Below are 26,637 nucleotides of genomic sequence, written 5' to 3'. Positions count from 1 at the left end.
ACAAGGCCTCACTCGGCCGGCGCGCCGGCTTGCCGCGACCGGCGGGCGAGCAGATTGGCGACGATCAGCAGCAGGATCGACAGGCCCATCATCAGCGTGGCGGCCGCCGTGATTGCCGGGCTCAATTGCTCGCGCAGGCCTGTGAACATTTCCAGTGGCAGGGTGCGCTGCTGCGCGTTGGCGAGAAACTGGGCGACGACGACCTCGTCGAAGGACGTCACAAAGGCGAAGGCTGCACCCGACAAGACACCGGGCAGGATCATCGGCAGCATGACCCGGAGGAACCCGGTCAGCGGCTTGGCGCCGAGAATCGATGTCGCCCGCATCAGGTTGCGATCGAAGCCAGAGAGGCTGGCGCCGACGGTCACCACGACAAAGGGGCTCGCCAGCACGGTGTGGGCGAGGATGATGCCGAAATAGGTGTTGGCGAGCCCGATGCGAGCATAGAACAGATAGGTGCCGACCGCGGTCACGACGACCGGGACGATCAGGGGCGAGATCAAGAGCGGGACGACAAAGCGGCGTGCCGGGAATTTCGGATCCGACAGTCCGATCGCAGTCAGCGTTCCCAGCAATGTCGCCAGGACGGTGGCGCCCAACCCGATCAGCAGGCTGTTGCCGATGGCGGCACGCCAGCGCGCCGTCCCGAGCACGACCTCGTACCAACGGGTCGATACGCCCGCGAGCGGGAATGTGAAGAATGATCCACTGTTGAAGGACAGCGGCACGGGCACGAAGATCGGCACGACGAGGTAGATCAGAACCAGCACGCACCAGATCCATAGCGCGGCGACACGAATCCGTTCAGCCGTGGTCGGGTAGGGTGACAGCATGGCACTTCATCCCATCTTGAAGAGGTCGAGACCGAGATAGCGTGTCATCGTCACGTACAGGCCGAGCGTGGACGCCAGCAGCACGAAGCTGAGTGCCGCCGCCATTTCCCAATTCAGTTCGACGTTGACGTAGTTGGCGATGAAATTGCTGATCAACTGGTCGCTGGCGCCACCGATCAGGACCGGCGTGATGTAGTAGCCCAGGCACAGGATGAAGGTGAGCAGGCAGCCTGCCAGCACGCCCGGCATGACCTGGGGCAGATAGACCCTGCGAAACACGGTGAAGGGCCGGCCGCCGAGCGATTGGGCCGCGCGGAGCTGCGACGGCTGCACCGCGCGCATCACGCTGTAGATCGGCAGCAGCGTGAAAGGCAGCTGGATGTGCGTCATCGCGATGATGAGGCCGGTCCGGCTGTACATCAGCTCGATGCGGTCCGACGTCACGCCGAGCCAGAGCAGCAGGTCGTTGAGCAGGCCGTATTTTTGCAGGATCACGGTCCACGCCGCCGTGCGCACCAGGATCGACGTCCAGAACGGCAGCAGCACCAGCACGAGCACGATGCCGGCGATCACCGGCCGCACATTGGTCATCACGTAGGCCAGCGGGAAGGCGAGTGCCAGCGTTGCCAGCGTCACCAGCGTCGCGATCAGGAAGGTCCGGCCGAACACCCGGGTGAACACAGCCTGAGCGGACGGGACCGCGCCGATCGTTCCCTGATCGGTCCAGCGCAGATCGAAAGCGCTGAGCAGAAAAAACGAGGTGAAGCGGTTGGTCCCCGAGCGGATCGCCGCCCAGCCCTGGTCTTCGCCGAGCAGTGGCGCAGCCTTGATGATCGCCTCCTTGGTGGCGGCCGGGTCCTGGCCGGCGAGCCGCGCGAGGCGCAACACCTGGCTCCGCGCCCCGGGCAGGCGCGTGTTGAGCGTCTTGGCGAATTCATAGATCGTGCCGCCCGCCTGGGCCGCTTTCAGGTCGGCCGCGAAGGCACGGAACACCGGCTCGCCCGGCACGCCCGCGCCGCTGTCGGCGCGCAGGGCCGCAATCGTCTGCGGCAACGTATTGGCGATGGTCGGCTCGTAGACGGCGCGCGACAGCAACAGCACGATCGGTGCCCCGAAGCTGAAGGCGAGCAGCAGCAAGAGCGGCGCGGCCAATGCCAATGGCCGCAGGCTGTCGCTGCGATCCGTCGCGCCGGTCCGTGCCTTGATGCCTGGTATCGCAATCGACGACATGAACGTCACCTCGCATGGTCGCTGGCGATCTGGCGGTGTTGCCCGATCGCGATGGTGCCGCACTATCTCACTGGGCGAGCCAGGCGTTGAAGCGCTTCACCAGATCCTCACCCTGGTCGCCCCAGAATTCGACGTCGCCGACCAGGTAGGCCTTCATGTGGTCCGGCGCCGTCGGCAGTTTCGACAGCACATCCTTGGGTACGAACGGCGTCGCGTCGGCCATCACAGGGCCATAGGGGATGTGACGGCCGAGCTGCGCGCTCACTTCGGGCTCGGCGGCATAGGCGAGGTATTTGTAGGCGAGGTCGAGATTCTTGGCGCCTTTGGGGATCGCAATCATATCGTATTCGACGATTTGATTGTCCCAGACGATGGCGAACGGGCGCTTGTCCTTGTCGATCGCGTTTTGAATGCGTCCGTTCCATGCGGTCGTCATCACCACTTCCTTGGATGCGAGCAGTTGCGGCGGCTGCGCGCCGGCCTCCCACCAGACGATATCCTTCTTGATCGTATCGAGCTTCTTGAAGGCGCGGTCGACGCCTTCAGGCGTCGCCAGCACTTTGTAGACGTCGGCGATCGGCACGCCGTCGGCCATCAGCGCCCATTCGAGATTCTGCGCCGGCGCCTTGCGCATGGCGCGCTTGCCGGGGAATTTCTTGGTATCGAAGATATCGAGCACCGATGTCGGAGCTTCCTTCAGCACCGTGGTGTCGTAAGCAAGGACGTCGCCATAGACGTCGATGCCGACACCGCAGTCCAAGGCCGTGCCCGGCAGGAATCGCGAGCGATCGGCGACCTTCGAATAGTCGAGGCGGATTAGCACGCCGGCGTCGCAGCCTTGCAGAACGGTCGAGGTCTCGACGGTGACGAGGTCGATCGGCACATTGCCGGTCTCGACCATCGCTTTGATCTTGCCGAGCTCGCCGGTGTATTCCTGCTCGTTGAACGTGATACCCATCTTCTTGGCGAACGGCTCGAACCAGGCCTTGCGCAGCGCCGCCTGCCATTCGCCGCCTGTAGCCATGACGGTGAGCTCCGCAGCGGCGGCCGACCGGATTTGCGACATGATCCCGGCGCTCGCGAGCGCAGGCAACAAGGCAAGCAAGGTCGTCCTGTAGATCAGCTTCATGAAACACTCCCTGTGTTCGCGGTGTTAGCGTTTGGAGCTGCGCCCGCCGCAAAGGCCCGGCAGTCGACCGTGCGCCAGCCCAGATCGATGGTTTCGCCCGCCGCCATCGCGGCATCGGGGCTGACCTTGACGGTCAGCACCTGCCCGCTCGGCAAGCGCGCGAGCAGGCGTTGATGGTCGCCGTGATAGATTCGGCCGTCGACCGTCGCCTTGAAACGATTGTCCGCCGGCTCGTCGCTGCCTCCGATTCGCTCCGGCCGGATCGCCAGCTGGACTGCAGCGCCGGGCCGGATACCGCCGACCGCCATCGCTGTTGTCGTCAGTCCCGTCGGCAGCGCGACCAGGCATTGGTTGCCGTCGACCCGCTCGACGATGCCGTCCAGCGCATTATTTTCACCGATGAAGCCGGCGACGAAGGCGGTCGCGGGCTCGTTGTAGAGCGCGTCCGGAGTCCCGATCTGCGCGATGTCGCCGCTTTCGAAGATCGCGACGCGATCCGACATCGTCAGCGCCTCGCTCTGGTCGTGCGTCACGTAGACGACGGTGACGCCGAGCATTTCGTGGATCTGCTTCAACTCGATCTGCATATGCTCGCGCAGCTTCTTGTCGAGCGCGCCGAGCGGCTCGTCCATCAGCACCAGGGTCGGCTGGAAGACCAGCGCCCGGGCGAGCGCGACGCGCTGCTGCTGTCCGCCGGAGAGCTGCGTCGGCCTGCGGTCCTTGAAGCGCTCCAGCTTCACCATTTCGAGCGCGCGGATGACGCGGGGCCCGATCTCGGCCTTCGGCACCTTTCGCACCGACAGCGGGAATGCGACGTTGTCGGCCACACTCATGTGCGGAAATAGCGCGTAGTTCTGGAACACCATACCGATGTTCCGCTCATAGGGCGGCAGACGGTCGACCGATTTCCCGTCGAGCGTGATCACGCCCTGGCTCGGGCGTTCGAAGCCCGCCAGCATGTTCAAGGTGGTGGTCTTGCCGGAGCCCGATGGCCCGAGGAATGTCAGAAACTCCCCTCGGCCAATGCTCAGATTGAGCCGGCGGACGGCGTGAAAGTTTCCATACAGCTTTTCGACATCGATGAATTCGACGAACTTTGCGTCGGCCGGTTTCCCCTTCTCGTGACCGGCAACCGGCTTGCCTGCCGCCGCGGCGGCTTCCGGCTGGCCGGTTGTGGAAGGCGCGCCTTCGGCCATGGCTTCACGAAGCGACGAACTTTGTCCGGTTGAAACCATCGCTCGACCTCCAGGCACCTTGCCGCAGTTATGTGGTCAGACAATAGGATATTGAGTGACCGTACAATGTGACGCTTTAAGCGTCAAGGTGGTCGTATGATGCAATTTATGGCAGATAATATGCCATATAATAGGTTGATGAAGCTGTTGGTATGCATACAAGTTCGGTTGTCTGGTGCTTTTCTCCATGATAAGAAGGCTTTGCTGACGACAAGAACGTTCGAGGCGCCAAGCCGCAATGCTCGAAAATCTGGAACTGCCGGACAACGACCGACCAATTTATCAGCGCTTGGCGGACGCCATCGGTGAGCGAATTGCACGCGGGGAGTTGGCTGAGGGCGACCGGTTGCCACCGCACCGGGAAATTGCGCGCCTGCTCGGCATCAATGTCACGACCGTGACCCGTGCCTTCTCGGCCTTGCAGCAGCGCGGGCTCGTCGAGGCGCGCCCCGGTCGTGGAACGCTTGTCGCCGGCAAGGAGGCCGAGGAAGGTGGCTTCAAATCGGCTCCGAGCGATGAGGCCGGGCTGATCGATCTGTCTGTCAACAGGCCGGCGACGTCGGCCTATCGCGAGGCGCTCGCGCTGCTGCTGCCACACCTCGCAAAGGATCGCCGGTTCGGCGCCTTGCAGGACTACCATCCCCCCGAAGGTCCGGAATGGGCGCGCGCCGCGGTGGCAGATTGGCTCGATGGCGTTGCCGGTGACGGTGACGCCGGTCGTGTCGTCCTGACCGACGGTGCCCAGCATGGCCTTGCCTGCGTGTTGCGGGCCCTGACCCAGCCCGACGATATCGTGCTCGCCGATTCTATCACCTACCAAGGCATCAGCGCGCTTTGCCGGTCGCACGGCGTCGACCTCCGCGGGGTATCGATCGATCGCGAGGGCATGCGGCCCGACGCGTTCGAGTCGGCCTGCGCGACCTTGCGCCCTCGTGCCGTGTTCGTCGTGCCCAGCCTGCACAATCCGACAACGGTCACATTGAGCGAAGAACGCCGCCGCGCACTCGCCGCGATCGCGCGCCGCCACAATGTTCTGATCATCGAGGACGACGTCTACCGTCCGCTGCTCGATCGTGCCGTTCCGTCGTTCGCTGCTCTCGAGCCGGAACTCACCGTCCACATCAGCGGACTGTCGAAATGCATCGCGCCCGGCCTGCGCTATGGGTTCGTTGTCGCGCCCCGTGCGGTGCTGGGCAATGTCGCGGCGGCGCTGCGGATCGATTGCTGGAGCATCAGTCCGCTCACGGCCTTGATCGCCACGATCTTGCTGGAGGAGGGGACCGCGACGCGCATCATCGAGGTCCAGCGCGAGGAGCTGCGCCGGCGTCAGGCAATCCTGCGCGAGGCGCTTGTGGCGTTCGATGTTCAGACGCAGGAGACGTCGCCGCACGCCTGGCTGCATTTGCCCGAACCCTGGCGCGGTGCGGCGTTCGCCCGCGCCTGCCGTCAGCGCGGCGTTGGCGTGCTCCCGGCCGACGCGTTCGCCGTCGGACGCGAGACGCTTGCCCATGCGGTGCGGATCAATGTCGGCGCCGCTCCCTCATCCGGCGAGTTGCGGCAGGCGCTGTCGATCATGGCCGACCTGCTGAACGCCGGTCATTTCGAAATCTCCGGCGCGGTCTGAGGCGTCGTGGCCGAATCGATCAAAACAGACGTTGTGATCGTCGGAGCCGGAATCATTGGGCTTGCGATTGCGTTCCAGGTGGCGAGCGATGGCCGTGATGTCGTCGTCATTGATCCCAACGACCCAGGTTCGGGCGCCTCCTACGGCAATGCCGGAACACTGGCGCCCTATGCCTGCGCACCCGTCGGCAACCCCGACGTTCTCCGGAATCTGCCGAGCCTGCTTGTCAATCGGGACAGCCCTCTCGCCGTCAGGCCGGCTGCATTGCCCGCGCTTTTTCCCTGGCTGTCGCGCTTCCTTTGGCAATCCACGCCCGTCCGCGCGCGCCGCAACGCTTACGCGCTGGCGGAGCTGCTTAAAGATGCGATGCCGACTTGGCGTGAACTCGCAGAGCAAGCCCGACTGTCAGATCTAATCCGATATGAGGGGTGCCTCTATCTCTATCGGGGAAAAATGCCGCGAGAAGACGGCGAGTGGGGCGCCCGGCTGCGCAACGAGCTAGGCGTCCGACAGGAGCGGTTGACGTCAGAAGAGGTCGCAAGGCTGGAGCCTGCGCTGCCTCGCGCATCCGGCGGAATTCTTTTCCCTGATGCAGCTCACATTGTCGATCCAGCAGCGCTGACCGGTCGGCTGGCGGTCGCGGCCGCGGCGAAGGGCGCTTCGTTCGAACGGGCGCGGGTTGATAGGCTGCAACCACAGGACGGAGGCCAAATCCGTCTGGCGTGCAGCGATCGCTCGATCGAAGCGCAAACGGTTGTCCTCGCAGCCGGTGCTTGGTCCCGGGATCTGGCCGCACAAGCTGGCGAGAAAATCCCGCTCGATACCGAGCGCGGCTATCACATCGAGTTCGCGATGGACACCTGTCCGATCAAGCGGCCGGTCAGCCCAGTCGATCTCGGCTTCTATGCCACGCCTATGACGGGCCGGCTGCGGGTTGCGGGAACTGTCGAGCTCGGGGGTCTTTCCGCGCCGCTCAATCCGAAGCAAACCGCGCTTCTAGAGCGGGGCGTCCGCAAGCTTTTCCCTGACCTCGGAGCCGTCCAGTCGCGATGGCTGGGCTTTCGTCCCTCGCTTCCCGATTCCTTGCCGGTCATCGGACACAGTCGGCGCTATCCGAACCTGATCTACGCTTTTGGCCATGGACATCTCGGCATGACCCTGGCCGGCGCCACGAGCCGCATGGTTGCCAGTCTCATCGAAAATCGAAATGAGGCTTTGAACCTTGACGCTTTTCGGCCGGATCGGTTTGCTTGAGCGATTTTTCGCGGCTCGGTTGTGTCTCGAGCCCGGACATCGAGGTGAAGACCAAAACTGAGGCGCGAACGATCGATCGACCACTTTTCAACGGATGTCGGTCTTCGCGGTTGCGCTTCCCCGCAACCACGTCGCGCTATTACGACAGCAATTTGCCCTTGGTCAGGCGCGTAATGGCGTTGTTGTCTGGACTCAGGAAGTGAAACACCATTTTGGTCGTGACTCAAATGGTGGGTTCTGGTCTATGAAAGCCAAAAGTCCTTTATCTTTCAACGGGGATTGACTGACACTCTCTCCGCCATTTCTACGCCACAGCTCTCTCCGGTATCCGATTGTTCGAATCTCCCGCAAGGGTGCCTATGCAAATGATTGGATGAGGTATCGTAAGTTTGGTTGGTGTGGGGAAAGGCACACTCTGCCGTTTAGGCGAACAGATCTCGATCTATTGAGTGCAAATCTTTCGGATCGTAGTATTTCGCCGCCCAACCATCACTGGTCGACAGAAGCCAGCCGGCATCGACAGCCATCTGCTGCGTTTCGGCCTGCTTCTTTTCCTTTGGTCCTCGCTTCTTGGCTTTCGGACCTCTTGCTGCACTGTCCAAGAAGTTGAAATGATCGATCAACAACAACGCCTCGATGACAAAGACGGTAGCAACATCGTCATCGTAGATCGCAAGCAGATTGTCGCCATTGGATTCTTCACCGCCGAGCGCGAGATTCGACGATCCGCAGAACACCACCGGGTCGTTTCCCCTGAAGCCGCACACCACAAACTTGTGGTGGATTTGGTGGCCGACTCCCAGGATGTTGGGTACCTGGCTGAAAGGCGGCGGCAACTGGGTATTGACGGGCTTGCCGGTGACTAGGACGCCGGTTTTCTTGCCTAGTGGATAAAGATACGTGCCGCCGGGACTGTCGGAGATACCAAAGCTGAAGACCTTGTCGTTGTAATGAATCTCTTTCAGCGCGTCGTAGACCGGGTTTGGCGCGGGCTTGCAGATGACGGATCGTTCGGCAGGTAGTGGAACGCCTTCATCTCGGCCGCGATTGCAGCTTGGATTTGCCAACATCGCTATCCTTTATCACCGCGCATTGGCTTGGCGCAAAATCCATTTTTGTGCGGCTCGGAGAAAGAGGCTAGGCGCGGGTTTACAGATCCCGACGTCATAAGAACTGAACAGGTAACGGCCAAAGTAGGGTGCAAGTCCACTCCGGTATTTCGCCGGAACAGCCGCATTCTCACAATTAACTGCCAAGCGACACCTGAGCCCGTCACCAGGCAGCATGCACCTCTTCGCGCCCGCCGGAGGGTAACGAGGCCGCGCCGATGGTGCTCAGGATGTGCACCCAGTGGTGCGGTGAAAACGCTCTCCGTCATCCACGTGAGTCTCGAACTGGAGCAGTTCCAGCAAGCGGCGAACCTTGATGCCCTGCGGAGCGGACAGAATCTGGCGAACCTGCATGAGGTGTTCTGCGGGAGCGATGCCGGCCATGCACTGGTCAAACTTTGCTTGCCGATCCAATGCAGAAAACGGGTTCAACAAGGACCCCTTGGCGTGCTGCAAGGTTCGCGTCAGGCGTCGGCCGTCCTTCAAGGTCACGATCGTTGTGTGAGGGAATAGATTCTTCGCAGTTTCCGTGCCGGTTTCGGCCTTCGGATCCAGTCGCATTTCGACGATTTGCATGTGGCGCCGGGTCTTGGCATCGCGCACCGCCTGCGGGGTGAAGTCGGCGAGTTCCACGGTGCCATAGCGAAGCATGGTTGCAAGGGCATACTGCATCGAGAACATGGCTTCCCGCGAATCCTGGGGCTCGGAATACATGAGGTTCACCATGTTGACCCGCCCTACCAGCGTTTCGACGTGTGCGACCTCATCTGCATCGAAGCGGTGCTCTGCCGTAAGAGATTGCAAAGCGTCAAGGCATCGATGTGTTGACGCGCAGTTCGGGTACAGCTTGAATGAAAGCCCGTGGCTCTCAATGGCCAAGGGTTCGTCATGGACGTTTGCCACAACGGACCAGTCAGCCATCGTGTGGCCGGCATACAGCGCGCCAAAGCCGTGCGGGCCTTCCAGCGCCACGTCACTGCCTCTCACTCCCGCTGCCGCCAATGAGGCCGCCAAGACGCCACCCTGCGCGGCCAGCCCAGCATGCATCGGCTTGGCGTCAGTGCCGAACTGCACCTTGGGGCCCGCGGCCATGGAAACCGCCAGGCTGAGCGCGTGAGTCATCTTGTCGGTGTCCAGGCCCCGGAGTCTTGCGCAAGCGGCGGCAGCGGCGATCACGCCGATCGTCTGCGTGCCGTGCCAGCCTTTTTCGAAATGCGCCCTGTTCATGGCCAAGCCAATTCGGGCCATCACTTCGCTGCCAACAATCAGCGAATCCAGAACCTGGTCCAGCGAGGCGTCCATCTCGAAAGCCTGCGCCAGAATCGCCGGAATGACGGCGCAGCCGAAATGGCCTCCCGCAACCAAGAACATCTCGTCCAGCTCTCTTGCATGCGCCGCTGTTCCGTTCGCGAGCGCACTCAATGGCGCGCACAACCCCTTGGTGCTGCCAATGACGGGAACGGATCCTGCTCCAGACCCCAGCCCCAGCCGGACGGACGCCGAAACGCGGTCTCCTGCGCCCGCCACCATCGCTGCGATGGTGTCCTCCAGGGAATGCTCGGCGATCCGGAGCGTCGATGGTGCCCATCGCGCTGGTACCGTGGCCGCCCAATGCGAGAGGGTTTTCGTGGCCTGTTGGTTCGCGCTCATGTTTTCTCCTTGAATCGTCTGTGGCTACCTGACTGGGGGACTGCAACTCTTGTCGTGGAAACAGCCGGGAGCTGTCATGAATGTATCTTCCCCAGTCTGTCGGCCAGGGCCCCGCCCGCCATGTTCCGCCGGAAAGGGCGCCGCGCCGGCCGAACGCATGAGGGCTCAGAGCGCCGGCGTCGTTCCCTCGCCCAAATCCCAGTACAGACCCGCCATCATCGTCAGGCCCTCGCGCGCGATTGCCGCCGGCAGATGCTCGTCGGGCGCATGTTGCGAGCAGCCAGGATAGGAATGCGGCACCCAGATCGTGCGCAGGCCGAGAATCTCCGAGAAGATATCGTTGGGCAGCGAGCCGCCGAGATTGGGCAGAAGGGCCGGTTTCTTGTTGGTGGATCGGGCGATCGAAGCCACCGCCCAATGTACCCAGGCGTCTTCGGGATCGAGGCGGGTGGCGTTGAAGATCTCCTTCCGCGCGACGATCTCGACCATGGGGAAGTCATGGCGCGCCAGGTGGCGGCGCAGGGCCGGGATCGCCTCCTGCGGGTCGACGCCGACGACGAAGCGCAACTGGCAGCGCGCCCAGGCGCTCGGTGGCACTGCGCTGACCGGCGTTTCCGGCTCGCCCGACTTCATCGCCAGCACGTCGAACGAGCACCAGCCGAAGACCTGTTCGGCCGGCGACAGACCGGGCTCGCCCCAATCCGGATCGATCGTCGGGCCGTCAGGCCCGCCATCGACCTCGCAATCGGCCAGCGCCCTGCGCACGGGCTCGGGCAGTTCCTTCGGCACCCATTCATGGATGCGGATCCGGCCGGTCGGCGACGCGATCGAGGCGATGGCGTGGGCGAGCTGGATCGCGGGATCGGAGAGGATGCCGCCCCAATTGCCGGAATGATGGCCGCCCTCGCGGGCGGTGATGGTCAGGTCGAACATGACGCCGCCGCGCGATCCCAGGAAGATCGTCGGGCGTTCGGCATTGAGGCGCGGGCCGTCCGACGCGATCAGCACATCAGCCCTGAACAGCTCCGCCTGCTCGGCGCAGAGTTCGCGCAGGCCCGGCGATCCGCACTCTTCGCCCATCTCGATCAGGTATTTGGCGTTGAAACCGAGTTTTCCGCGCGTCTCCAGCACGGCGCGCAGCGCATTGAGGTTGATGACGTGCTGGCCCTTGTTGTCGACGACGCCGCGGCCATACCAGCGGTCGCCGCGCTCGGTCAGAGTCCAGGGTGACAATCCCGCGCTCCATTGCTGGTCGAGGCCGCGAATGACGTCGCCATGGCCGTAGCCGAAGATCGTCGGCAGGCTCGGATCCTCCAGGCGCTCGGCGAAGAGGAACGGCCCCTTGGCGCGGGGATGGGTCAGAATCCGGCACGTGAAGCCGAGCTTCTCCAGCAGCGGGCGCATTTCGGTCTCGAGATATGCTGCAAGCACCGGCGCACGCTCGGGGTTCTGGCTCTCGGTCGGCATCGCAACGAGCCGGGTCAGGTCACTCTTGAAGGCGCCCGAGTCGAAATAGTCTTGCGCATGCGCGATGGCCTGGGTGCGGGTCACGTTGATCTCCGTTAGGTATTCGAGTGCGATAACTCTCTGTCCTCAGGATGAGGCTGCGAGAAGCGTCTCAAGCCACGACCGTTGGCGCTGCCGTCCGTGGCTCATACAAATGGCACGCAACCAGTCCGCTCTCGTCCTGGCGCAAAGGCGGCGTCACGGTCGCGCAATGCGGCATCCTCGAAGGGCAGCGAGGATGGAAAGGGCAGCCCGGCGGCGGGTCGAGCGGATCGGGGAAGGCGAGGCCGAGGCCGGTGTCGGGGATGCCGGCGCGCGGCTCCGGCGTCAGCACCGAGGCCAGCAGCGCCCTGGTGTAGGGGTGGCGCGGCGCCCTGAAGAGGGTCGCGGTCCCGGTCAGCTCGACGATGCGCCCGAGATACATCACCGCGACACGGGTCGCGATGTGCTCCACGACCACGAGATTGTGGCTGATGAAGACATAGGTGAGCCCCAACTCGCGGCGCAGATCGCCGAGCAGATTCAGGATCTGCGACTGGACGGAGACGTCGAGCGCCGAGGTCGGCTCGTCGCAGATCACCACGTCGGGGTTCAGGATCAGGGCGCGGGCAATGGCGACACGCTGGCGCTGGCCACCGGAAAGTTCGCGTGGGTAGCGGTCGGCGAAGCGTTTGGGCAGGCCGACCTTGTCGAGGATGTCGAGCGCGCGCTTACGGCGTTCGGCGCTGCTGCCGATGCCCTGGACGGCGAGCGGCAGGGCGACGATCGAGGCGACGGTCCGGCGCGGGTTGAGCGAGGAATAAGGATCCTGGAAGACTGGCTGGACGCGCCTTGCCATGCCGAGCCGGCCGAGCCTGCGGACATCCTCGCCACCGAACGCGATCGCGCCCGCGCTGGGCGGCAGCAGGCCGAGCAGCATGCGCGCGAGCGTGGACTTGCCGCAGCCGGATTCACCGACGATGCAGAGAACCTCGCCCTTGGCGATCGAGAGCGATACGCCGTTGACCGCATGCAAAATGCGCCTGCCCTCGAACAGGCCCTGGCTGACCGAGAAGGAGCGGGTCAGGTCGTGGGCTTCCAGCAGGGCGCCGGGTGACGATGGTGAGCTCATGCCGCGTCCTCCAGGATGCAGCGCCAGTTATGGCCGTCAGCCCTGTGGCGAACCGGCGGCTCCTGCGCGCAGGCGGCCTCGGCATATTTGCAGCGGTCGCGGAAGCTGCAGCCCCTGATCTGGCCGACAAGGGAGGGCACGACGCCGGGAATGACGCCGAGCGTTCCGCCGGGCTCGGTCCGGCCCGGAACCGGAATGCAGTCGATCAGCCCTTGCGTATAGGGATGGCGGGGGCGCCGGAAGATCGCCTCGGTCGGCCCCTCCTCGACGATCTGGCCGGCATACATCACGCCGACCCAGTCGGCGATGCGCGCGACGATGCCGAGATCATGGGTGATCAGCACCATGGCGATGCCGAACTCGGCCTGGAGATCGGCCAGCAGGCGCAGGATTTGGGCCTGGATGGTGACGTCGAGCGCCGTCGTCGGTTCGTCCGCGATTAGCAACTCGGGATCGCACATCAGCGCCATCGCGATCATCACGCGCTGGCGCAGTCCGCCCGAGAGCTGGTGCGGATATTGCCCGAGGCGCTGCGTGGCGTTGGCGATACCGACTTTGCCGAGCAGGTAGATGGCGCGCTTGCGGGCTTCCTCAGCACTCGCCTTTTTATGCAGGCGGTAGGCCTCGGTCATCTGGTCGCCGATGGTGTAGGCAGGGTTCAGCGCCGTCACCGGTTCCTGGAAGATCATCGCCATGCGGTCGCCGCGCAGGCGGTTGATGCGCTTGGCCCCGGCCCCGGCGAGGTCCTCGCCGGTGAAGGCGAGCTTGCGCGCGCTGCGCCTGGCCGCCTGCGGCAGCAGATCCATGATGGCGAGCGAGGTCATCGACTTGCCGCAACCGGATTCGCCGACGAGGCAGAGCGTCTTGCCGCGCTCGACCTTGAAGGACAGGTCACGCACGGCATGGAGCGGCCCGCGCGGCGTCGCGATGTCGACGCTGAGGCCGTCGACCTCGAGGATGACGGTGCTTTCCGAAGCTTGCATCAGTTGCGCCCCTCTGGCGAGATCGCGTCGCGCAAGCCGTCGCCGGCGAGATTGATCGCGAAGATCAGCAGCGCCAGCGCCGAACCGGGAAGGGCGATCTGCCAGAATGAGAAGAACATGTGGACCTTGGCCTCCGAAATCATCAGGCCCCAGGAGGGCAGGGGTGGCTGCACGCCCAAGCCAAGGAAGGAAAGGGCGGCCTCGAGCAGGATCGCGCTCGCGGCTTCCAGCGTAGCGACGACGATGAGGTGGGGGGCGATGTTGGGCAGCACTTCGCCCAGGATGATGCGCGTCGTCGAGGCGCCGGCCGCCTGGGCCGCGGCGACATAGTCGAGCGAGCGCACCTGCTGGGTCGCGCTGCGCATCACCACGGCGAAACGGTCCCATTTCAGCAGGCCGAGCACGAGGATGACGATCCAGAGTGAGGAGCCGATGATGGCGACGACGGCGAGCGCGACCAGGATTACCGGCATGGACAGCCGCGTCGTCACGAGGAAGGTCATCGCCATGTCGATGCGCCCGCCGAAATAGCCGGCGAGCACGCCCATGGTCGTGCCGACCACGCCGGAGATGATGACGACGCAGATGCCGATCAGCAGCGAGATCCGGGCGCCGTAGATCAGGCGGGAGAGGTAGTCGCGGCCGAGCGGGTCGGTGCCGAGCGGATGGACCCAGTCGCCCTTGGCGTACCAGAAGGGCGGGACGTTGCGGGCGGTCAAATCCTGCCCATAGGGATCGTGCGGCGCGAGCAGCGGGGCCAGCAGCGCGATCGCGATGAACAGCGCGAGCAGGCCGAAGCCCAGGGTGAAGGCTTTCTGGCCGAGGAACCGGCGCAGTAGCTTGCGGCCTTCCGAGAGCTCGGGCGCATCCGCGACCGAGAGAACCGCCGTTCCTGTTTCGGGATTTTGCATCTCAGGCCACCCGGATGCGCGGATCGAGCCAGGCATTGGCGATGTCAGCGAGCAGCGTCAGCAGGACGTAGACCACCGAGAGCAGCAGGACGACGGCCTGCATGACCGGGAAATCCTTGTAGGTGATGCTCTGATAGGCGAGGTAGCCCAGACCATCGAGCGCGAAGATGGTCTCGATCACCACCGAGCCGCCGAGGAGGAAGCCGAGCTGCACCGCCGCCAGCGCCACCACGGGCACGACTGCGTTGCGTAGCGCGTGCTTGAAGATGATCTTGTGCGCCGGCAGGCCCTTGGCGCGGGCGGTGCGGACATAATCGGCCGAGAGCACCTCGATCATGCCCGCCCGGATCAGGCGCATGAAGGCGGGAGCGGCGTAATAGCCGAGTGCGATCGTCGGCATGACATAGTGCTGCCAGGTCTGCGAGCCGGAGACCGGCAGCCAGCGCAGCGTGATCGAGAAAAGCATGACCAGGATCAGCGCGAAGAAGAAATTCGGCAGCGCCTGGCCGACGACCGCGATGGCGAGGGCGACGCGGTCGATCCAGCTGTTGGCGTAGATCGCCGCCAGCACGCCGAGCGGAATCGAGATCGCAAGCGCGAGAGCGAGCGAGCTCAGGCCCAGGATCAGCGTCACCGGCAGCTTGTCGATGATCAACGGGGCGACATTGGTCTTGAAATAGATCGAGGTGCCGAGATCGCCGTTCAGCGTTTTCCAGAGCCAGTCGAGATACTGGATGACGACCGGTCGATCGAGCCCGTAGGTCTTGCGGATCAGCTCGATATCGGCCTGCCGCGCGCCCTCGCCGGCGATCGCCACCGCGACATCGCCCGTAAGCCGTAGCAGGAAGAAGGCGATGGCGGAGACCGCGAGCGCGACGAGGAGCGCGAGGCCGAGGCGCTTGAGGATGAAGCCTAGCAAGGGGTTTGTCCGGGTTTTTTCATGATTTTCCGATATTCCGTTCGTCATCCCGGCCGCAGCGAAGCGGAGCGCCGGAGTCGATCGTAAAGCTTCGCTCCTTTCGGACTACTTCCAGCTCATCTCCCAGAACCGCACGATCTCGTCCGGGTAGGGCTTGAAGACGAGGTCCTTGCTGGCGACGTAATAGGTCGACAGCGAAAAGAGCGGCACGGCATAGGCTTTGTCGGCGATGATCTTGAGGGCACGCCTGTAGGCGTCCTTGCGGATCTCGGGGTCTACCGAGTTGTTGCCCTTGTTGAGCAGGTCGCGGACCGCGGCGTCGCGGGTGATGTCCTCGCTGCGGAACGCGAAAAAATTCGGCGTCGAGGCCGAGACGTCGTTGACCGAGAAGGAGCCCCAGGTCTGATGGGTCAGCATCGCCTTGTTCGAGCTGACGACCTCGCGCATCGCGGCATATTGCAGGAAGCGCAGATTGGTCTTGATGCCGACCCGCTGGAGATAGCCGATCAGCGCCTCGGTCTGGTTGCGCTCGCGATAGGCGACGATGTCGAGCGTCAGGTTGGAGACGCCGGCCTCGGCCAGCAGCGCCTTGGCCTTGGCGGGATCGTAAGGGTAGCGCGCCGCGCCTTCGTCCGTGCAGCCAAACTGCGAGGGGAAGCAGATCGTGTTGAGGACGCGCGAACCCTCGCCGACGATGTTCTTGACCATGGCCTCACGGTCGATGGCGTGGATGATCGCCTTGCGCACGCGTTCGTCCTTGAGCGCGGGCGCCGGCGAGTTTTCGAGTGCGTTAATCTGCATGAAGACGATACGCATGGTCTCGCCCGAGACGACCTGCAGCGTGGGAACTGTCTTGAACTGGTCGGCCTGGTCCTTCGGCACGTTCATGATCAGGTCGACTCCGCCCGAGAGCGCTTCGGCCATCTGGGTCTGGCGATCGGGGATGAAGCGGATCTCGACCTTGCCGATCCTGGCCCTGGGCTTGGGCGAACCGCTGAAATAGTCCTTGTTGAGCTCCAGCGTGATCGACTTGCCCGGGACGTAATTCGTGACCTTGTAGGGGCCAGAGCCCACTGGCTTCTCGTTCTGGCCCTTGGGACCAACCTTCTCGTAATATTCGTTCGGATGGATCACGACCGGGCCGGCGAGATATTCGATCGCGGCCGGAAAGACCTCCCTGGTGGTCAGGCGGACCTTGTATTTGTCGAGCTTTTCCGCCTTCTCGATCCAGTTGACATTGCCTTGGGTGACGACCTTGTTCTCGGGCCTGGCGATGAAGTTCAGCGTGTAGACGACATCGTCCGCGTCGAACTCTTCGCCATTATGGAACTTCACGCCCTGGCGCAGGTCGAAATCGATCGTCCTGTCGTCGACCTGTTTCCAGCTCGTGGCGAGTTGGCCCTTGTATTCATTGGTGACGGGGTCGCGGTAGACCAGCGTGTCCCAGACATTGGCGCCGATGATGACGCCGATACGGGTATTGTTGAAGAAAGGATCGACGCTTTCGGGGGCCTGGTCATAGGCGAAACGGATGGTGTTGGCGGCCTTCTGCGCCCAAGCGGGGGTGCTCAACGCCGTTCCGGCGAGAACGACAGACGTCAGCACCAAGGCAAAGCCTCTGTTCATTCCCAGCATTTCCGATTCCCCTCGCAACCTTGCGCTCGCATGGCGGGACGCGGCTCCGGCCTCGAGGCCGGTTCGCTGTCCTTGCGGCCTGAAATCTGCCTAAGGAGCTCATTTGCTGCAATAAGAATGATTCGAATGAATCGTTGCCGTTTTGGCAAAACAGCACTATGCTCGCTGAGCATGCAGAGCACGGCCTTGCGATACTTCCTGGCGGTGGCGCGGACCGGCTCGGTCAGCGCCGCGGCGCAGCGCCTGCGCGTCGCCGCCTCGGCCGTCAGCCGCCAGATCGCCAATCTGGAGAAGGAGCTCGACTCGAGCCTGTTCGAGCGGCGTTCGCATGGCATGATCCCGACCCAGGCCGGGCAGACGCTCGCGGCCTATGCCCAGCGGCTCGAGCTCGAAACCGAGCAGATCGTCAACGAGATCCGCGAACTGCGCAGCGCCAGCAAGGGGTTGATCCGGCTCGGTGTGACCGAGGGCTTCGCGGTGAGCTTCATTCCGGAGGCGATCCTCGCCTTCCGCCAGCGACATCCCAATGTCGCCTTCGACCTCAAGGTGCTGCCGTCGCAGGTGGTGACAGAACATGTCCGTACCGGTGCAATCGATCTCGGCTTGGCCTTCGTGCTACAGCCTGAACGCGGGGTCACGATCAACTGGCAATGCGCGGCGCGGACCCGTGCCTTCGTCGCGCCGCACCATCCGCTGGCGGCGAGAGCTTCGGTGCAAATCGAGGACATTTTAGCCCATCCTGTCGCCGTGCTCGATAGCGAGACGACGGTGCGCACGATCGTAGACATCTATTTTTCGTCGCGCGGGCTGGCCGTCGAGCCGGTGCTGGTCTCGACCAATGTCGCGAGCTTGCGCCATTTCTGCAAACTCGGCGGCGCAGTGATGTTTGCTAGCCCGATCTCCTACGGCGCCTCGATCCGCGACGGCTCGATCGTAGCGCTGCCGCTCAGGGACAGCGAGTTGCCGGCGCGCAGCCTGCAGGTGCAGACCATGTCGGGCCGCGTGTTGCCGAAGCTGGTGACTAATTTCCTGAACATGCTGGTGGAGGAGCTGAAGAGCGCCGATGCGGCGCTGCGCGCATGACGAAGCGTTCTGACCAAGCGCTTGTTCTTGCGGGCCGTCTGCTCGATGTTCAGTTCTGAATATCAGAATTAACTGTTAGCGTTCGTTCATCCGATACCAGCAAAAATGCCAGCAAATCGGACGGCTGCGGTGAATTTTTACGGGTGTTTTCAAAGTGTCGCGAAAATTTTCTCGCGAAAACCGGAATCGAACCGGCGACTTAAGTTATTGTTATAATTTTTTGCGTGGTGCCCCTGGCCGGAATCGAACCAGCACTCCTTGCGGAACTCGATTTTGAGTCGAGCGCGTCTACCAGTTCCGCCACAGGGGCATTCGCCCCAACAGCCCGGAGGCTGGCGTCGCGAAGCGGGCGGACTATAGCGGGCGTTCCGTCACGGTCAACCCGCGCGGTTTTGATCGGCGGACGGCTCGACAGGCCGCCTTCGAGGGGCTAGCACGCTGGGATCGCAGGAGATTTTTCCGTGACGCTCGCGACCGCCGATTCGCTGTCCACACCCGGCGCCAACAACCCCGCGCTGACCTCAGCCGCCGCGGTGGCGCTGATCGCGGCCGCGACGCTGGCGGCGGCCTGGTTCTTCCAGCTGGTGCTCGAAATCCTGCCCTGTCCGCTCTGCCTCGAGCAGCGCTATGCCTATTATCTCGCCGTCCCGCTCGGCGCGGTTGTCGCCTTCGCCGCGGCGAAGGGCGCGCCGCGCCCGGTCTTGCTGGCGGGGCTTGCGATCCTGGCGCTGGCTGCGCTCGCCAATGCCGCGCTCGGCACCTATCACGCCGGGGTCGAATGGGGCTTCTGGCCGGGACCGACCGATTGCTCCGGGCCGATCGTGGATTTCGGCAAGGCCGGCTCGCTGCTGGATCAGCTCGACAAGGTCAAGGTGGTCCGCTGCGACGAGGTGCAGTGGCGCTTCCTCGGCATCTCGCTCGCCGGCTACAACGTGCTGATCTCGCTCGTGATGGCCGCGATCGCCGGCTGGGGCGTGGCGAAGACCGCCAGGGTTTGATCGGGAATTGTAGGGTGGGCAAAGCGTAGCGTGCCCACCTTCTCGAGCACGCTGGGAATGGTGGGCACGTCGCTACGCTCCTTTGCCCACCCTACGCAGCACCTGCCCGTTTAGCTAATCGTCCACGTCGTCCTGCGTTCGCGCGAACAGATGGACGATGCCCGGCGTCGTGATCGAGACGAACACGAAGCGCGACAGATGATGCGCGCCGACGAAGATCGGATCGATGTGCAGGGTCAGCGCCAGCGCCAGCATGGCGTCCATCGCGCCCGGCGCGAAGGCGACCACGACGTCGGACAGCCGCACATTGGTGGTGAAGGCGATCACCGTGACGAAGATCGCCGAGATGATGATCGCGACCGCGAACGAGCCGAGCCCGGCATTGACATGGCTGAGCAAGGTCGAGGTCTTCATCCGCGCGAAGCGGGTGACGATCAGCGCGCCGATCCCGACCAGCGCAACGTTGCGGATCCAGGGCGGCAGGCCGCCGTCGACCAGACCTGCGCCATGCAGCAGGCTGGAGGCGAGCATCGCGCCGAACATCCAGCTCGCCGGAAAATTCACGAAGCGCAGGAACAGCGCGACCCCTGCGGAAGCGCCGACCAGGACCGCGAGCCCGAGCGGGGAGGCGACCGTGGTCGGCAGCGGCAGCGGCGCGCCGTGCGTCACGCCGGTGACGGCGAGCATCAGCGGCAGCGCCGCGGTCAGGATGATCACGCGCATGGTCTGCACGACCGCGATCGCGGCGACGTCGGCGCCCTTCTCGGCGGCGAGCACGGTGATCTGCGACAGTGCGCCGGGGCTGCCGGCGAGCAGCGCCGAGGTCTGGTCCCAGCCATGGACGCGCTGCAAATAGAGGCTCGAGCCGAAGGTCGAGCAGAACGTCGCGAGCGCCAACAGGCCGATGGTCAGCGGATAGGAGCTCATGTGCTGGATCAGCTGGCGCGACACCAGCGAGCCCAGCGAGATGCCGAGCAGCAGCAGCACGGACTGCGTCACCATCGGCGGCAGCGCCAGCGGCCGGCCGAACAGCGCGGCGATCGCCACCGCAGCCATCGCACCCGAGATCAGCCCGCCCGGCAGGTTCAGCCACAGGAACAGCAGGCCGCCGGCGGTGCCGAGGACGAGCGTCTCCAGCATGCTGAGGATCTTGCTGCGGTCGGGAATGGCCGTTGCCATCGGAGCGGGGATCAGGGTCACGCCGCGTTATGGCAAATTCGCAACCGCGGGACAAATGCATCTCGCGATTGCAGCATTGCATCCGCTGCCTCCGTCACGCCAGGCGTGGTCGGCGTCGCCTCACCCCCACGCAGAGGGCGATCGCATCGCGCGTTACTTCGCGGCCGGCGCCGCGGCTGCGGATTTTTCCTTCATGCACTCTTTCCTGAACTTCTTGCGCTCCTTGCCCTTGAGGCCCTTGGCGTCGGCATCCTTCGAACACTCCAGCGACACCGCGCTGCGCTGCTTCTTGTCCGCTGCAGGTGCAGGCGCCTTCGCCTCGGTCTTGGTGGCGTCCTTGGCGGCGGGCGCAGGCGTCTGCGCGAAGGCCGAGCCGGTCAGCAGCAGGGCGGCAAGAGCGGTTGCAGTCGCGAGCGCGGAGATTTTCGTCATGGGGCACCTCACAGGAGAATGGAGGCCGGACGGTTGCGCGCGGATGCTGAACCGCACATGAACATGCGGCATTCGCGCCGGCACAATATTTTGATGCCGTGGTTGGACCATGCGTTGCCGCAAGTTCGGGTTGAGCTAGGATAACTGTCTTAAAGCCAATGCCCCCCAAGGGAGACCAAGGATGAACATTCAAGCCAAACTGTTGTGCGCGATTGCGGTGTCGGGTTTTGCCTTCGCGGCGACCGCGCCGGCGCAGGCGCTGACCATGCAGGAATGCAGCGCCAAGTATAAGGCCGCGAAGGCTGCCGGTACGGCCGGCGATGTGAAGTGGAACGACTTCCGCAAGGCCCAGTGCGGCGCCGATGCGACGGCGGCCCCAGCGCCTGCGCCGGTCGCTGCGCCTGCTCCGGCGCCCGCACCCGCAGCGCCAAAGGAAGCCAAGAAGGAAGCCGCACCGCCGCCCGCTGCAGCACCTGCGATGCCCGGCATGCCGGCGGTGTATCCCAACGCGGTCGATCCGAAATACGCCAAGGAGAGCGCAGGCAAGGCCCGCATGCACACCTGCGTCGACCAGTACAACGCCAACAAGACCACCAACGGCAATGGCGGGCTGAAGTGGATCCAGAAGGGCGGCGGCTATTACAGCGAATGCACCAAGCGGCTGAAGGGCGCGGCCTGACAATCCACGAAGCGAATGACGAAAGCGGCCGGCGTGATGCCGGCCGCTTTTTCGTTTGGATGCCGCAAGCATTCCGACGCGATGGCCTTACGCCGCGTGTCCGGCCTTTCGCAGATCGATGTCCCGCTGCAATGCCGTGCATTCGGCGCGGAGCGTGTCGGAGCCCAACTCGCCGGCGAGCAGTTGCGCCGCATGAATCTCCGCGGCTGCGCCGCGAACGTCCTCACGTTCCAGCTGGAGCTTCGCGATCTGCAGCCTCAGCCTCGCGACCTGCACTTTTCCTTCGATGCTCGACCAGAGTTGCCGGGCCAGATGCAGATGCCGTAGCGCGGCTTCGCCGTCGCCCCCGGCGCGCGCGAGCACGGACTGGGCTTCGTTGGTCAGCGCCCGGATCGACGGCATCGGCCAGCGGTCGGGACTTCCCGCCAGTTCATCAATCAATTCCAGCGCCTGCGCGTGCCGGCCCGTGTGCGCGGCAACGAGCGCCAGATTTGCGAACAGGATGCCCCGGCGCTGCAGGGTCCACCAGGTCTTGCCGATCAGGCTGCGCTCGAGGCTGGCATAGGCGGCCTCCGCTTCACCGCGCTTCAGCAACAGCATCGCGCGGCCGGGTTCCGGACACCAGCCCAGCGAATAGGCCTTGTCATAGGCTTCGAGCGCGGCGTCATCATTGCCGATGGCGGATTGAATGTCGCCGAGCACGCGGTTGGCATCGCCGATCGACCAGGGCGCCTCGCCGCTCAGGCGCGCCAGCGAATCCTGGATCCGCGCCAGCGCTTCGCCGAGCGAGCCCCTGACGCCAAGCACTTCCGCACGATGCAACTGGCACGAGCCGGTCAATTCCATCCCGCTCTCGGAGCAGAATGTTTGATAGCCCCGCGTCCATTGGTCCGCCCGCGCCCAATCGCCGAACATGCGCGCAGCCCACAGGATGTTGCAGTAGAGGATGCCGCCCAGGATCGGATCGAGATCGCTGCTGGACAGCGCCAGCGTCGCGGCATGGTCCTGATCGGCCAATCCTGCGCGCGTATCGCCAAGGCACAGCCGATAGAAGCCGCGGTAGACGAGGCTGAGCGCCTCGATGTTGACGGCATCCCCGTGCCGGACCGCGCCATAGGCGTCGTCGGCAAGTGACAGCGCCAGTTCCGGCTCGCCGTCGAACGCGGCCACCTTCGACTTCATCCAGAGGATCAGCGCCGTCGTCGCCGGATTCTCGATCTCGGACGCCCAATCCTCCGCGCGCGCCAGCCAGCCCTTGGCGATGGCGGCCTGACCGCGCTCGAAATGCAGGCCGGACAGCGTGACGGCGTCGATGACGGCCAGCGGCACTTTGGCGGCCTTGGTGTGCGCGCTCACGGCGCGAACCAGCAGCGGGATCGCCGCATCGCTCTTGCCGGTGCATTGCAGGGCGAGGGCCCATTGGTGCAGATCTTCACCGTCGAGCGGACCAATCGTCTCGGCCTGCTCGAACAGCGTTGCGGCCTCGTCCCATGCCTGCGCGGTCGCGGCGCCCCGCGCTTGCGCGCGCACGTCCAGCGCTTCGGTCTCGGTCGCCTCCGGCGCGCGAGCCTGCTGGTCGCGGGCGGCGTCGATGCAGAATCGATAGCCGGTGCCCGGAACATTCCGCACGGCATTGTCGATGCCGCCCTTGCGCAGCACGGTGCGCAGGATGCTCACGGCGCGCTGCAGTGAATTGTCGGTGACGGTCACATGCGGCCAGATGGCGTCAAGCAACTCGTCCTTCGTGACGACCCGATCGCGATGTTTCGCCAGATAGACCAAAAGATCGAAGACGCGCGGCTGCAAGGAGATTTCCTTCCGCGCGCAGGTCAGGGCGCGGCTCGCTTCATCGAGCTCGAAGAGTCCAAACCTGAGGGTCATATCGTTATGTCCGGGCAGACGGGAAAAGGTTCAGCCAGGGACAAGGATCAGCCGAGGATCGGACAAGGATCAGGAAATGATCAGGCCGCGGTAAGGACCGTCAGCCGCGCTCGCCCCTATAGCTCCTCGTGCCTTCGGTCGTTTCCGGCCGATCGGTCAACGGTTCCAACCCATGAGGAGATATCAGATGGAACTCTACGTCATTCGCCGTCCGAGCGCCTGGGCCAACATGAGCGAGCTGGAAGCCGCCGGCGCCACGTCGGCACGGATCGGCAACGAGCAGATGTCCGACCGCGTCCGCTGGATCCGAAGCTATGTGGTCCATGAAGCCGACGGCCGCATCGGCACCTTCTGCATCTACGAGGCGCGCGACGGTGAGTCGATCCGCGAACACGCACGGCGCGTCGGCATGCCCGGCGAGGAATTCTACAAGGTCGCCGCCACTGTCGTCGTGCGCAGCGATCCCGCGCAACCGGTGGCCGCCGCTGAATAGCAGCACGTCAGCGCGGGCGCCGTCTTCAACCCATGAATCCGCTGAAAGGAAATGACCATGTCGATCCAGTTCGAGGCGCCCGCGCTCAGCCTGTCGCACCGTTATCTCACGGCTGTTCTCCTCCACGTCCGCCGGTTCATCAACCGCTCGGTCGCCGGCATGCTGGCGAAGCGCGAGCGGGCGGCCCTCCGGTTCATGAAGGAGCCCGACGATCAGGAGGACGAAAGCGACCGCAGCAGGCGCACCAGCGTACGTGCCCTGCTGTTCGGGCTGATCCTTGCCGGTTCGCTTTCGCCCGCCGCGGCGAAGCCGCAAGACACCATCGTCCAAGACACCATCGTCCAGCTGCAGCCTGACGCACGGGCGTTCCTGCAATCGCTCACTGCTGAGGAATAATCCCATGGTCACGCGATTCAAGTCCAAAGCCGCCATGCTTGCGATCGGAACGATCGTTGCCGTGGTGATGTCGCTTGCCGCGGCCTCGCAGTCATTTCGCGAGGCGACCAGCGGCCGCGTCGCAGCGCCGCAAGGCGCCGACAAGCGCAAGGCCGCCAATTGCCCGGGCGGCGATTGCAACGTGAAGAAAGCCTGCACCGGGCGACGCGTCTGATGAAGGGCTGCGCGCGATCGCCCGCAGCCGTCCATACCTCACCCCACATCTGGAGACCACGACATGTCCATCACCATGCAAAGCGGGCCGATCCAGACCCGCAGCTCGCTCGCCGCGCGCACCCTCGTGCTGAGCTACGGCGTGCTGGCCTATCTCGTTTTCCTCGGTGCCTTCCTCTACGCCATCGGCTTCGTCTCGCAGCTCGTCGTGCCCAAGTCGATCGACAGCGGTGCAGCGGGTTCGACGCTGCAAGCGATCGTCGTCGATCTTGCGCTGATGTCCCTGTTCGCCGTCCAGCACAGCGGGATGGCGCGCCAGGGCTTCAAGCGGCTGTTCGCAACCATTGCGTCGCCCGCGCTGGAACGCAGCACCTATGTGCTGCTGGCAAGCGCCAGCCTGCTCCTGCTGTTCTGGCAATGGCAGCCGATCACGATCATCGTGTGGCAGCTCGAAACACCTGCGTTGGCTTATGCCGCGGTTGCCGGCGGCTTCATCGGTTGGCTGATCGTGCTGTGGAGCACGTTTCTGATCAGCCATTTCGAATTGTTCGGGCTGACGCAGGTCGTCACGCACTTTGCGGGGCGGCTCGCGGAGCCGATGAAGTTCAGGACGCCCGGCCTCTATCGTCTGATCAGGCATCCGATCTATCTCGGTTTCATCATCGCCTTCTGGTCGACGCCGACCATGACACTGGGCCATCTGCTGTTCGCAGCCGTGACGACGGCCTATATCTTCGTCGGGATCTGGCTCGAGGAGCGCGATCTGGTGGCGCTGTTCGGCGATCAATACCGGCGCTACAGGCAGAAGGTCGCCATGCTGATCCCGGGCCTGTTTTGACGGGACAAATCAACTGCGAAAGCGACCGGCGGCAATGATCTCGGTGCACCCTCTCCCCTTGTGGGAGAGGGTGGTTTCGATGCGCGAGCATCGAAGCCGGGTGAGGGGTATCTCTCCACACGGATAAATCTCGCAAGCGGAGACATACCCCTCATCCGGCGCTTCGCGCCACCTTCTCCCACAAGGGGAGAAGGGGAGAAGCATCCGTGGCGATGCGAAGCGCCATTATCCTACCCCTCCTCCACCAGCTTGTCGGCCGATTTCGCCACCAGCTGCGCGCGCTTGCGCGGGCCGCGCTGGGGAAACAGCAGGCTCTGGCCGAAGATGAAGCAGTAGAACAGGAAAGCCTGCGCGTCGGCTTCCTCAGGGGCGAGCCCGGTCGCGCGATAGAGCTGGCCGACATTCTTCAGCCGCGCATCGTCGACGCTTGCGACCGCGGCGGCTGCGCTCTCGTCGATCCGCGCCCATTGCCGGATCGCGAGCTCGATCGCCATCGCGTCGGTGTTCATCCGCTCGGAGTAGAGTCTGATCAGCGCCTTCAGCCGCTCGCGCGCGCTGGCGCCGTCGAGCGCGGTCTGCTTCTCGATCGCGGCGACACGGCCGTCGCGCCAGTTCTGCAGCATCGCCTCGAGCAGCGCGGCACGATCCCTGAAGCGGCGATAGAAGCCGCCCTTGGTGACGCCGAGATTCTTCGCCACCACCTCGACCCGTACGCCCTCGACGCCGGAGCGCGCAAGCTCGGCAAAGCCCGCCGCCACCCAGACATCGCCTTTGCCTTCAGTCATTTGGCCCCGTCCGTCGCTGATACGGTGCCGTATTGCTAACCCGGATTCGCTGTGATACGCTACCGTATCAAGATCAAGAAGCGGGAGCGCGCACGTGGAAAGCGAGGCGACCTATCGCGGCACGGTCTATCCGTGGCACTGCGACCATGTCGGGCACATGAACATCATGTGGTATGTCGGCAAGTTCGACGAGGCGAACTGGAATTTCTTCGCGCGGCTTGGGCTGACGCCGACCTATTTGCGCGACTCCGGCCGCGGCATGGCCGCCGTGCAGCAGAACATCGCCTACAAGCGCGAGCTGCTTGCCGGTGACATCGTCGAGGTCAGGAGCCGCCTGCTCGAGATCGGCGACAAGTCGATCCGCTTCATGCACGAGATGCGCAACGCCGAGACCTCTGAGATTGCCGCGACCTGCGAGATCACGGGCGTGCACATGGATCGCAGGCTGCGCAAGTCGGCGCCGTTCGCGCCGGATATTCGCAACGCGGCGATGCGCCATCTCGCACCGGCCGAAGTGGAGGCCGTGTGACC

26 protein-coding genes and 1 tRNA gene are annotated in these 26,637 nt (G+C 64.2%); 10 read left to right on the top strand and 17 right to left on the bottom strand.

From position 1 onward, the window contains the following. Positions 1–8: 8 nt before the first annotated feature. The 4 genes from JQ604_RS29035 to JQ604_RS29020 all read right to left on the bottom strand — a co-directional run bounded on the left by JQ604_RS29035 (position 9) and on the right by JQ604_RS29020 (position 4,427). Positions 9–833: an ABC transporter permease gene (locus tag JQ604_RS29035; RefSeq protein WP_212364112.1), complete on the bottom strand. Its 825-nt coding sequence runs from the start codon at positions 831–833 to the stop codon at positions 9–11. Positions 834–839: 6 nt separating this feature from the next. Continuing rightward, on the bottom strand, positions 840–2,063 hold the full coding sequence (locus JQ604_RS29030; RefSeq protein ID WP_212364111.1) for an ABC transporter permease: 1,224 nt from the start codon (positions 2,061–2,063) through the stop codon (positions 840–842). A 67-nt stretch (positions 2,064–2,130) separates the two neighbouring features. Then, positions 2,131–3,192: an ABC transporter substrate-binding protein gene (locus JQ604_RS29025; RefSeq protein WP_212364110.1), complete on the bottom strand. Its 1,062-nt coding sequence runs from the start codon at positions 3,190–3,192 to the stop codon at positions 2,131–2,133. Then, positions 3,189–4,427, bottom strand: a complete 1,239-nt coding sequence (locus tag JQ604_RS29020) for an ABC transporter ATP-binding protein (protein WP_249158797.1) — start codon at positions 4,425–4,427, stop codon at positions 3,189–3,191. The genes JQ604_RS29025 and JQ604_RS29020 overlap by 4 nt, the downstream gene beginning before the upstream one ends. Positions 4,428–4,665: 238 nt before the next feature. On the opposite strand from JQ604_RS29020, the gene JQ604_RS29015 reads away from it, so the two are divergent. Both JQ604_RS29015 and JQ604_RS29010 read left to right on the top strand, forming a co-directional pair. Beyond that, on the top strand, positions 4,666–6,051 hold the full coding sequence (locus tag JQ604_RS29015; RefSeq protein ID WP_212364109.1) for a PLP-dependent aminotransferase family protein: 1,386 nt from the start codon (positions 4,666–4,668) through the stop codon (positions 6,049–6,051). Positions 6,052–6,057: 6 nt separating this feature from the next. Beyond that, complete coding sequence (locus JQ604_RS29010; RefSeq protein WP_212364108.1) at positions 6,058–7,305, top strand: NAD(P)/FAD-dependent oxidoreductase; 1,248 nt, start codon at positions 6,058–6,060, stop codon at positions 7,303–7,305. 422 nt (positions 7,306–7,727) lie between these two features. Here JQ604_RS29010 and JQ604_RS29005 read toward each other — a convergent pair whose 3' ends face one another. The 8 genes from JQ604_RS29005 to JQ604_RS28970 all read right to left on the bottom strand — a co-directional run bounded on the left by JQ604_RS29005 (position 7,728) and on the right by JQ604_RS28970 (position 17,120). Next, the gene (locus tag JQ604_RS29005) at positions 7,728–8,372 is read right to left on the bottom strand and encodes a hypothetical protein (RefSeq protein ID WP_212364107.1); all 645 of its coding nucleotides are present in this window, start codon (positions 8,370–8,372) and stop codon (positions 7,728–7,730) included. 267 nt (positions 8,373–8,639) lie between these two features. Beyond that, positions 8,640–10,064 carry an MmgE/PrpD family protein gene (locus tag JQ604_RS29000; RefSeq protein ID WP_212364106.1) on the bottom strand — a complete coding sequence of 475 codons (1,425 nt, stop codon included), beginning with the start codon at positions 10,062–10,064 and terminating at the stop codon, positions 8,640–8,642. A gap of 165 nt (positions 10,065–10,229) precedes the next feature. Further along, the gene (locus JQ604_RS28995) at positions 10,230–11,615 is read right to left on the bottom strand and encodes a M20 family metallopeptidase (protein ID WP_212364105.1); all 1,386 of its coding nucleotides are present in this window, start codon (positions 11,613–11,615) and stop codon (positions 10,230–10,232) included. Positions 11,616–11,682: 67 nt separating this feature from the next. Beyond that, positions 11,683–12,681, bottom strand: a complete 999-nt coding sequence (locus tag JQ604_RS28990) for an ABC transporter ATP-binding protein (protein WP_212364104.1) — start codon at positions 12,679–12,681, stop codon at positions 11,683–11,685. After that, entirely contained in the window at positions 12,678–13,664 is a 987-nt protein-coding gene (locus JQ604_RS28985; protein ID WP_212364103.1) for an ABC transporter ATP-binding protein, read from the bottom strand. Before JQ604_RS28985 ends, JQ604_RS28990 begins: the two co-directional genes overlap by 4 nt. Then, positions 13,664–14,575 (bottom strand): ABC transporter permease, encoded by a 912-nt coding sequence (locus JQ604_RS28980; RefSeq protein ID WP_212364102.1) that lies wholly within the window; start codon positions 14,573–14,575, stop codon positions 13,664–13,666. Before JQ604_RS28980 ends, JQ604_RS28985 begins: the two co-directional genes overlap by 1 nt. Position 14,576: 1 nt before the next feature. Then, the gene (locus JQ604_RS28975) at positions 14,577–15,494 is read right to left on the bottom strand and encodes an ABC transporter permease (RefSeq protein ID WP_212364101.1); all 918 of its coding nucleotides are present in this window, start codon (positions 15,492–15,494) and stop codon (positions 14,577–14,579) included. A 105-nt stretch (positions 15,495–15,599) separates the two neighbouring features. After that, positions 15,600–17,120, bottom strand: coding sequence for an ABC transporter substrate-binding protein (locus JQ604_RS28970; RefSeq protein WP_212364100.1), 1,521 nt, complete (start codon positions 17,118–17,120; stop codon positions 15,600–15,602). A gap of 195 nt (positions 17,121–17,315) precedes the next feature. Between JQ604_RS28970 and JQ604_RS28965 the strand changes: the two genes are divergently transcribed. After that, positions 17,316–18,212, top strand: a complete 897-nt coding sequence (locus JQ604_RS28965) for a LysR family transcriptional regulator (RefSeq protein ID WP_212364099.1) — start codon at positions 17,316–17,318, stop codon at positions 18,210–18,212. A gap of 225 nt (positions 18,213–18,437) precedes the next feature. On the opposite strand, the gene JQ604_RS28960 is transcribed toward JQ604_RS28965, so the two are convergent. Next, positions 18,438–18,522, bottom strand: a tRNA-Leu gene (locus tag JQ604_RS28960). A gap of 151 nt (positions 18,523–18,673) precedes the next feature. Here JQ604_RS28960 and JQ604_RS28955 point away from each other — a divergent pair. Further along, the gene (locus JQ604_RS28955) at positions 18,674–19,210 is read left to right on the top strand and encodes a disulfide bond formation protein B (RefSeq protein WP_212364098.1); all 537 of its coding nucleotides are present in this window, start codon (positions 18,674–18,676) and stop codon (positions 19,208–19,210) included. A 114-nt stretch (positions 19,211–19,324) separates the two neighbouring features. Here the strand turns inward: JQ604_RS28955 and JQ604_RS28950 are convergent, their stop codons facing one another. Next, positions 19,325–20,389 (bottom strand): AbrB family transcriptional regulator, encoded by a 1,065-nt coding sequence (locus tag JQ604_RS28950; RefSeq protein ID WP_212364097.1) that lies wholly within the window; start codon positions 20,387–20,389, stop codon positions 19,325–19,327. 153 nt (positions 20,390–20,542) lie between these two features. After that, positions 20,543–20,821 carry a PsiF family protein gene (locus JQ604_RS28945; protein WP_212364096.1) on the bottom strand — a complete coding sequence of 93 codons (279 nt, stop codon included), beginning with the start codon at positions 20,819–20,821 and terminating at the stop codon, positions 20,543–20,545. A 181-nt stretch (positions 20,822–21,002) separates the two neighbouring features. Between JQ604_RS28945 and JQ604_RS28940 the strand changes: the two genes are divergently transcribed. Beyond that, positions 21,003–21,500 carry a hypothetical protein gene (locus JQ604_RS28940; protein WP_212364095.1) on the top strand — a complete coding sequence of 166 codons (498 nt, stop codon included), beginning with the start codon at positions 21,003–21,005 and terminating at the stop codon, positions 21,498–21,500. 87 nt (positions 21,501–21,587) lie between these two features. Here the strand turns inward: JQ604_RS28940 and JQ604_RS28935 are convergent, their stop codons facing one another. Next, on the bottom strand, positions 21,588–23,381 hold the full coding sequence (locus JQ604_RS28935; RefSeq protein ID WP_212364094.1) for a winged helix-turn-helix domain-containing protein: 1,794 nt from the start codon (positions 23,379–23,381) through the stop codon (positions 21,588–21,590). Between the two features lie 187 nt (positions 23,382–23,568). Here JQ604_RS28935 and JQ604_RS28930 point away from each other — a divergent pair, with 187 nt between their 5' ends. The 4 genes from JQ604_RS28930 (at position 23,569) to mddA (ending at position 25,321) form a co-directional block, all read left to right on the top strand. Beyond that, the gene (locus tag JQ604_RS28930; protein ID WP_212364093.1) at positions 23,569–23,874 is read left to right on the top strand and encodes a nickel-binding protein; all 306 of its coding nucleotides are present in this window, start codon (positions 23,569–23,571) and stop codon (positions 23,872–23,874) included. A gap of 57 nt (positions 23,875–23,931) precedes the next feature. Beyond that, a complete protein-coding gene (locus JQ604_RS28925; protein WP_212364092.1) occupies positions 23,932–24,270 on the top strand; it encodes a hypothetical protein in 339 nt (112 codons plus the stop codon). 4 nt (positions 24,271–24,274) lie between these two features. Beyond that, entirely contained in the window at positions 24,275–24,484 is a 210-nt protein-coding gene (locus JQ604_RS28920; protein WP_212364091.1) for a hypothetical protein, read from the top strand. Between the two features lie 63 nt (positions 24,485–24,547). Continuing rightward, complete coding sequence (gene mddA, locus JQ604_RS28915; RefSeq protein ID WP_212364090.1) at positions 24,548–25,321, top strand: methanethiol S-methyltransferase; 774 nt, start codon at positions 24,548–24,550, stop codon at positions 25,319–25,321. A 230-nt stretch (positions 25,322–25,551) separates the two neighbouring features. Here mddA and JQ604_RS28910 read toward each other — a convergent pair whose 3' ends face one another. Next, on the bottom strand, positions 25,552–26,106 hold the full coding sequence (locus JQ604_RS28910) for a TetR/AcrR family transcriptional regulator (RefSeq protein WP_212364089.1): 555 nt from the start codon (positions 26,104–26,106) through the stop codon (positions 25,552–25,554). A 94-nt stretch (positions 26,107–26,200) separates the two neighbouring features. Between JQ604_RS28910 and JQ604_RS28905 the strand changes: the two genes are divergently transcribed. Further along, positions 26,201–26,635: an acyl-CoA thioesterase gene (locus JQ604_RS28905; RefSeq protein ID WP_212364088.1), complete on the top strand. Its 435-nt coding sequence runs from the start codon at positions 26,201–26,203 to the stop codon at positions 26,633–26,635. Positions 26,636–26,637: the final 2 nt, after the last annotated feature.

Source organism: Bradyrhizobium jicamae, from assembly GCF_018130695.1.
Lineage (GTDB): Bacteria > Pseudomonadota > Alphaproteobacteria > Rhizobiales > Xanthobacteraceae > Bradyrhizobium > Bradyrhizobium jicamae_B.
The sequence above is the reverse complement of the archived record's forward strand: the minus strand, read 5'-3'. Positions and strand labels throughout refer to the sequence as shown.

Bases quoted from the DNA above. Each gene is read 5' to 3' on its own strand.
- JQ604_RS29035 (WP_212364112.1), bottom strand. From the start codon at position 833: ATGCTGTCACCCTACCCGACCACGGCTGAACGGATTCGTGTCGCCGCG.
- JQ604_RS29030 (WP_212364111.1), bottom strand. From the start codon at position 2,063: ATGTCGTCGATTGCGATACCAGGCATCAAGGCACGGACCGGCGCGACG.
- JQ604_RS29025 (WP_212364110.1), bottom strand. From the start codon at position 3,192: ATGAAGCTGATCTACAGGACGACCTTGCTTGCCTTGTTGCCTGCGCTC.
- JQ604_RS29020 (WP_249158797.1), bottom strand. From the start codon at position 4,427: ATGGTTTCAACCGGACAAAGTTCGTCGCTTCGTGAAGCCATGGCCGAA.
- JQ604_RS29015 (WP_212364109.1), top strand. From the start codon at position 4,666: ATGCTCGAAAATCTGGAACTGCCGGACAACGACCGACCAATTTATCAG.
- JQ604_RS29000 (WP_212364106.1), bottom strand. From the start codon at position 10,064: ATGAGCGCGAACCAACAGGCCACGAAAACCCTCTCGCATTGGGCGGCC.
- JQ604_RS28990 (WP_212364104.1), bottom strand. From the start codon at position 12,681: ATGAGCTCACCATCGTCACCCGGCGCCCTGCTGGAAGCCCACGACCTG.
- JQ604_RS28985 (WP_212364103.1), bottom strand. From the start codon at position 13,664: ATGCAAGCTTCGGAAAGCACCGTCATCCTCGAGGTCGACGGCCTCAGC.
- JQ604_RS28980 (WP_212364102.1), bottom strand. From the start codon at position 14,575: ATGCAAAATCCCGAAACAGGAACGGCGGTTCTCTCGGTCGCGGATGCG.
- JQ604_RS28970 (WP_212364100.1), bottom strand. From the start codon at position 17,120: ATGAACAGAGGCTTTGCCTTGGTGCTGACGTCTGTCGTTCTCGCCGGA.
- JQ604_RS28950 (WP_212364097.1), bottom strand. From the start codon at position 20,389: ATGGCAACGGCCATTCCCGACCGCAGCAAGATCCTCAGCATGCTGGAG.
- JQ604_RS28945 (WP_212364096.1), bottom strand. From the start codon at position 20,821: ATGACGAAAATCTCCGCGCTCGCGACTGCAACCGCTCTTGCCGCCCTG.
- JQ604_RS28940 (WP_212364095.1), top strand. From the start codon at position 21,003: ATGAACATTCAAGCCAAACTGTTGTGCGCGATTGCGGTGTCGGGTTTT.
- JQ604_RS28935 (WP_212364094.1), bottom strand. From the start codon at position 23,381: ATGACCCTCAGGTTTGGACTCTTCGAGCTCGATGAAGCGAGCCGCGCC.
- JQ604_RS28930 (WP_212364093.1), top strand. From the start codon at position 23,569: ATGGAACTCTACGTCATTCGCCGTCCGAGCGCCTGGGCCAACATGAGC.
- JQ604_RS28925 (WP_212364092.1), top strand. From the start codon at position 23,932: ATGTCGATCCAGTTCGAGGCGCCCGCGCTCAGCCTGTCGCACCGTTAT.
- JQ604_RS28920 (WP_212364091.1), top strand. From the start codon at position 24,275: ATGGTCACGCGATTCAAGTCCAAAGCCGCCATGCTTGCGATCGGAACG.
- mddA (WP_212364090.1), top strand. From the start codon at position 24,548: ATGTCCATCACCATGCAAAGCGGGCCGATCCAGACCCGCAGCTCGCTC.
- JQ604_RS28910 (WP_212364089.1), bottom strand. From the start codon at position 26,106: ATGACTGAAGGCAAAGGCGATGTCTGGGTGGCGGCGGGCTTTGCCGAG.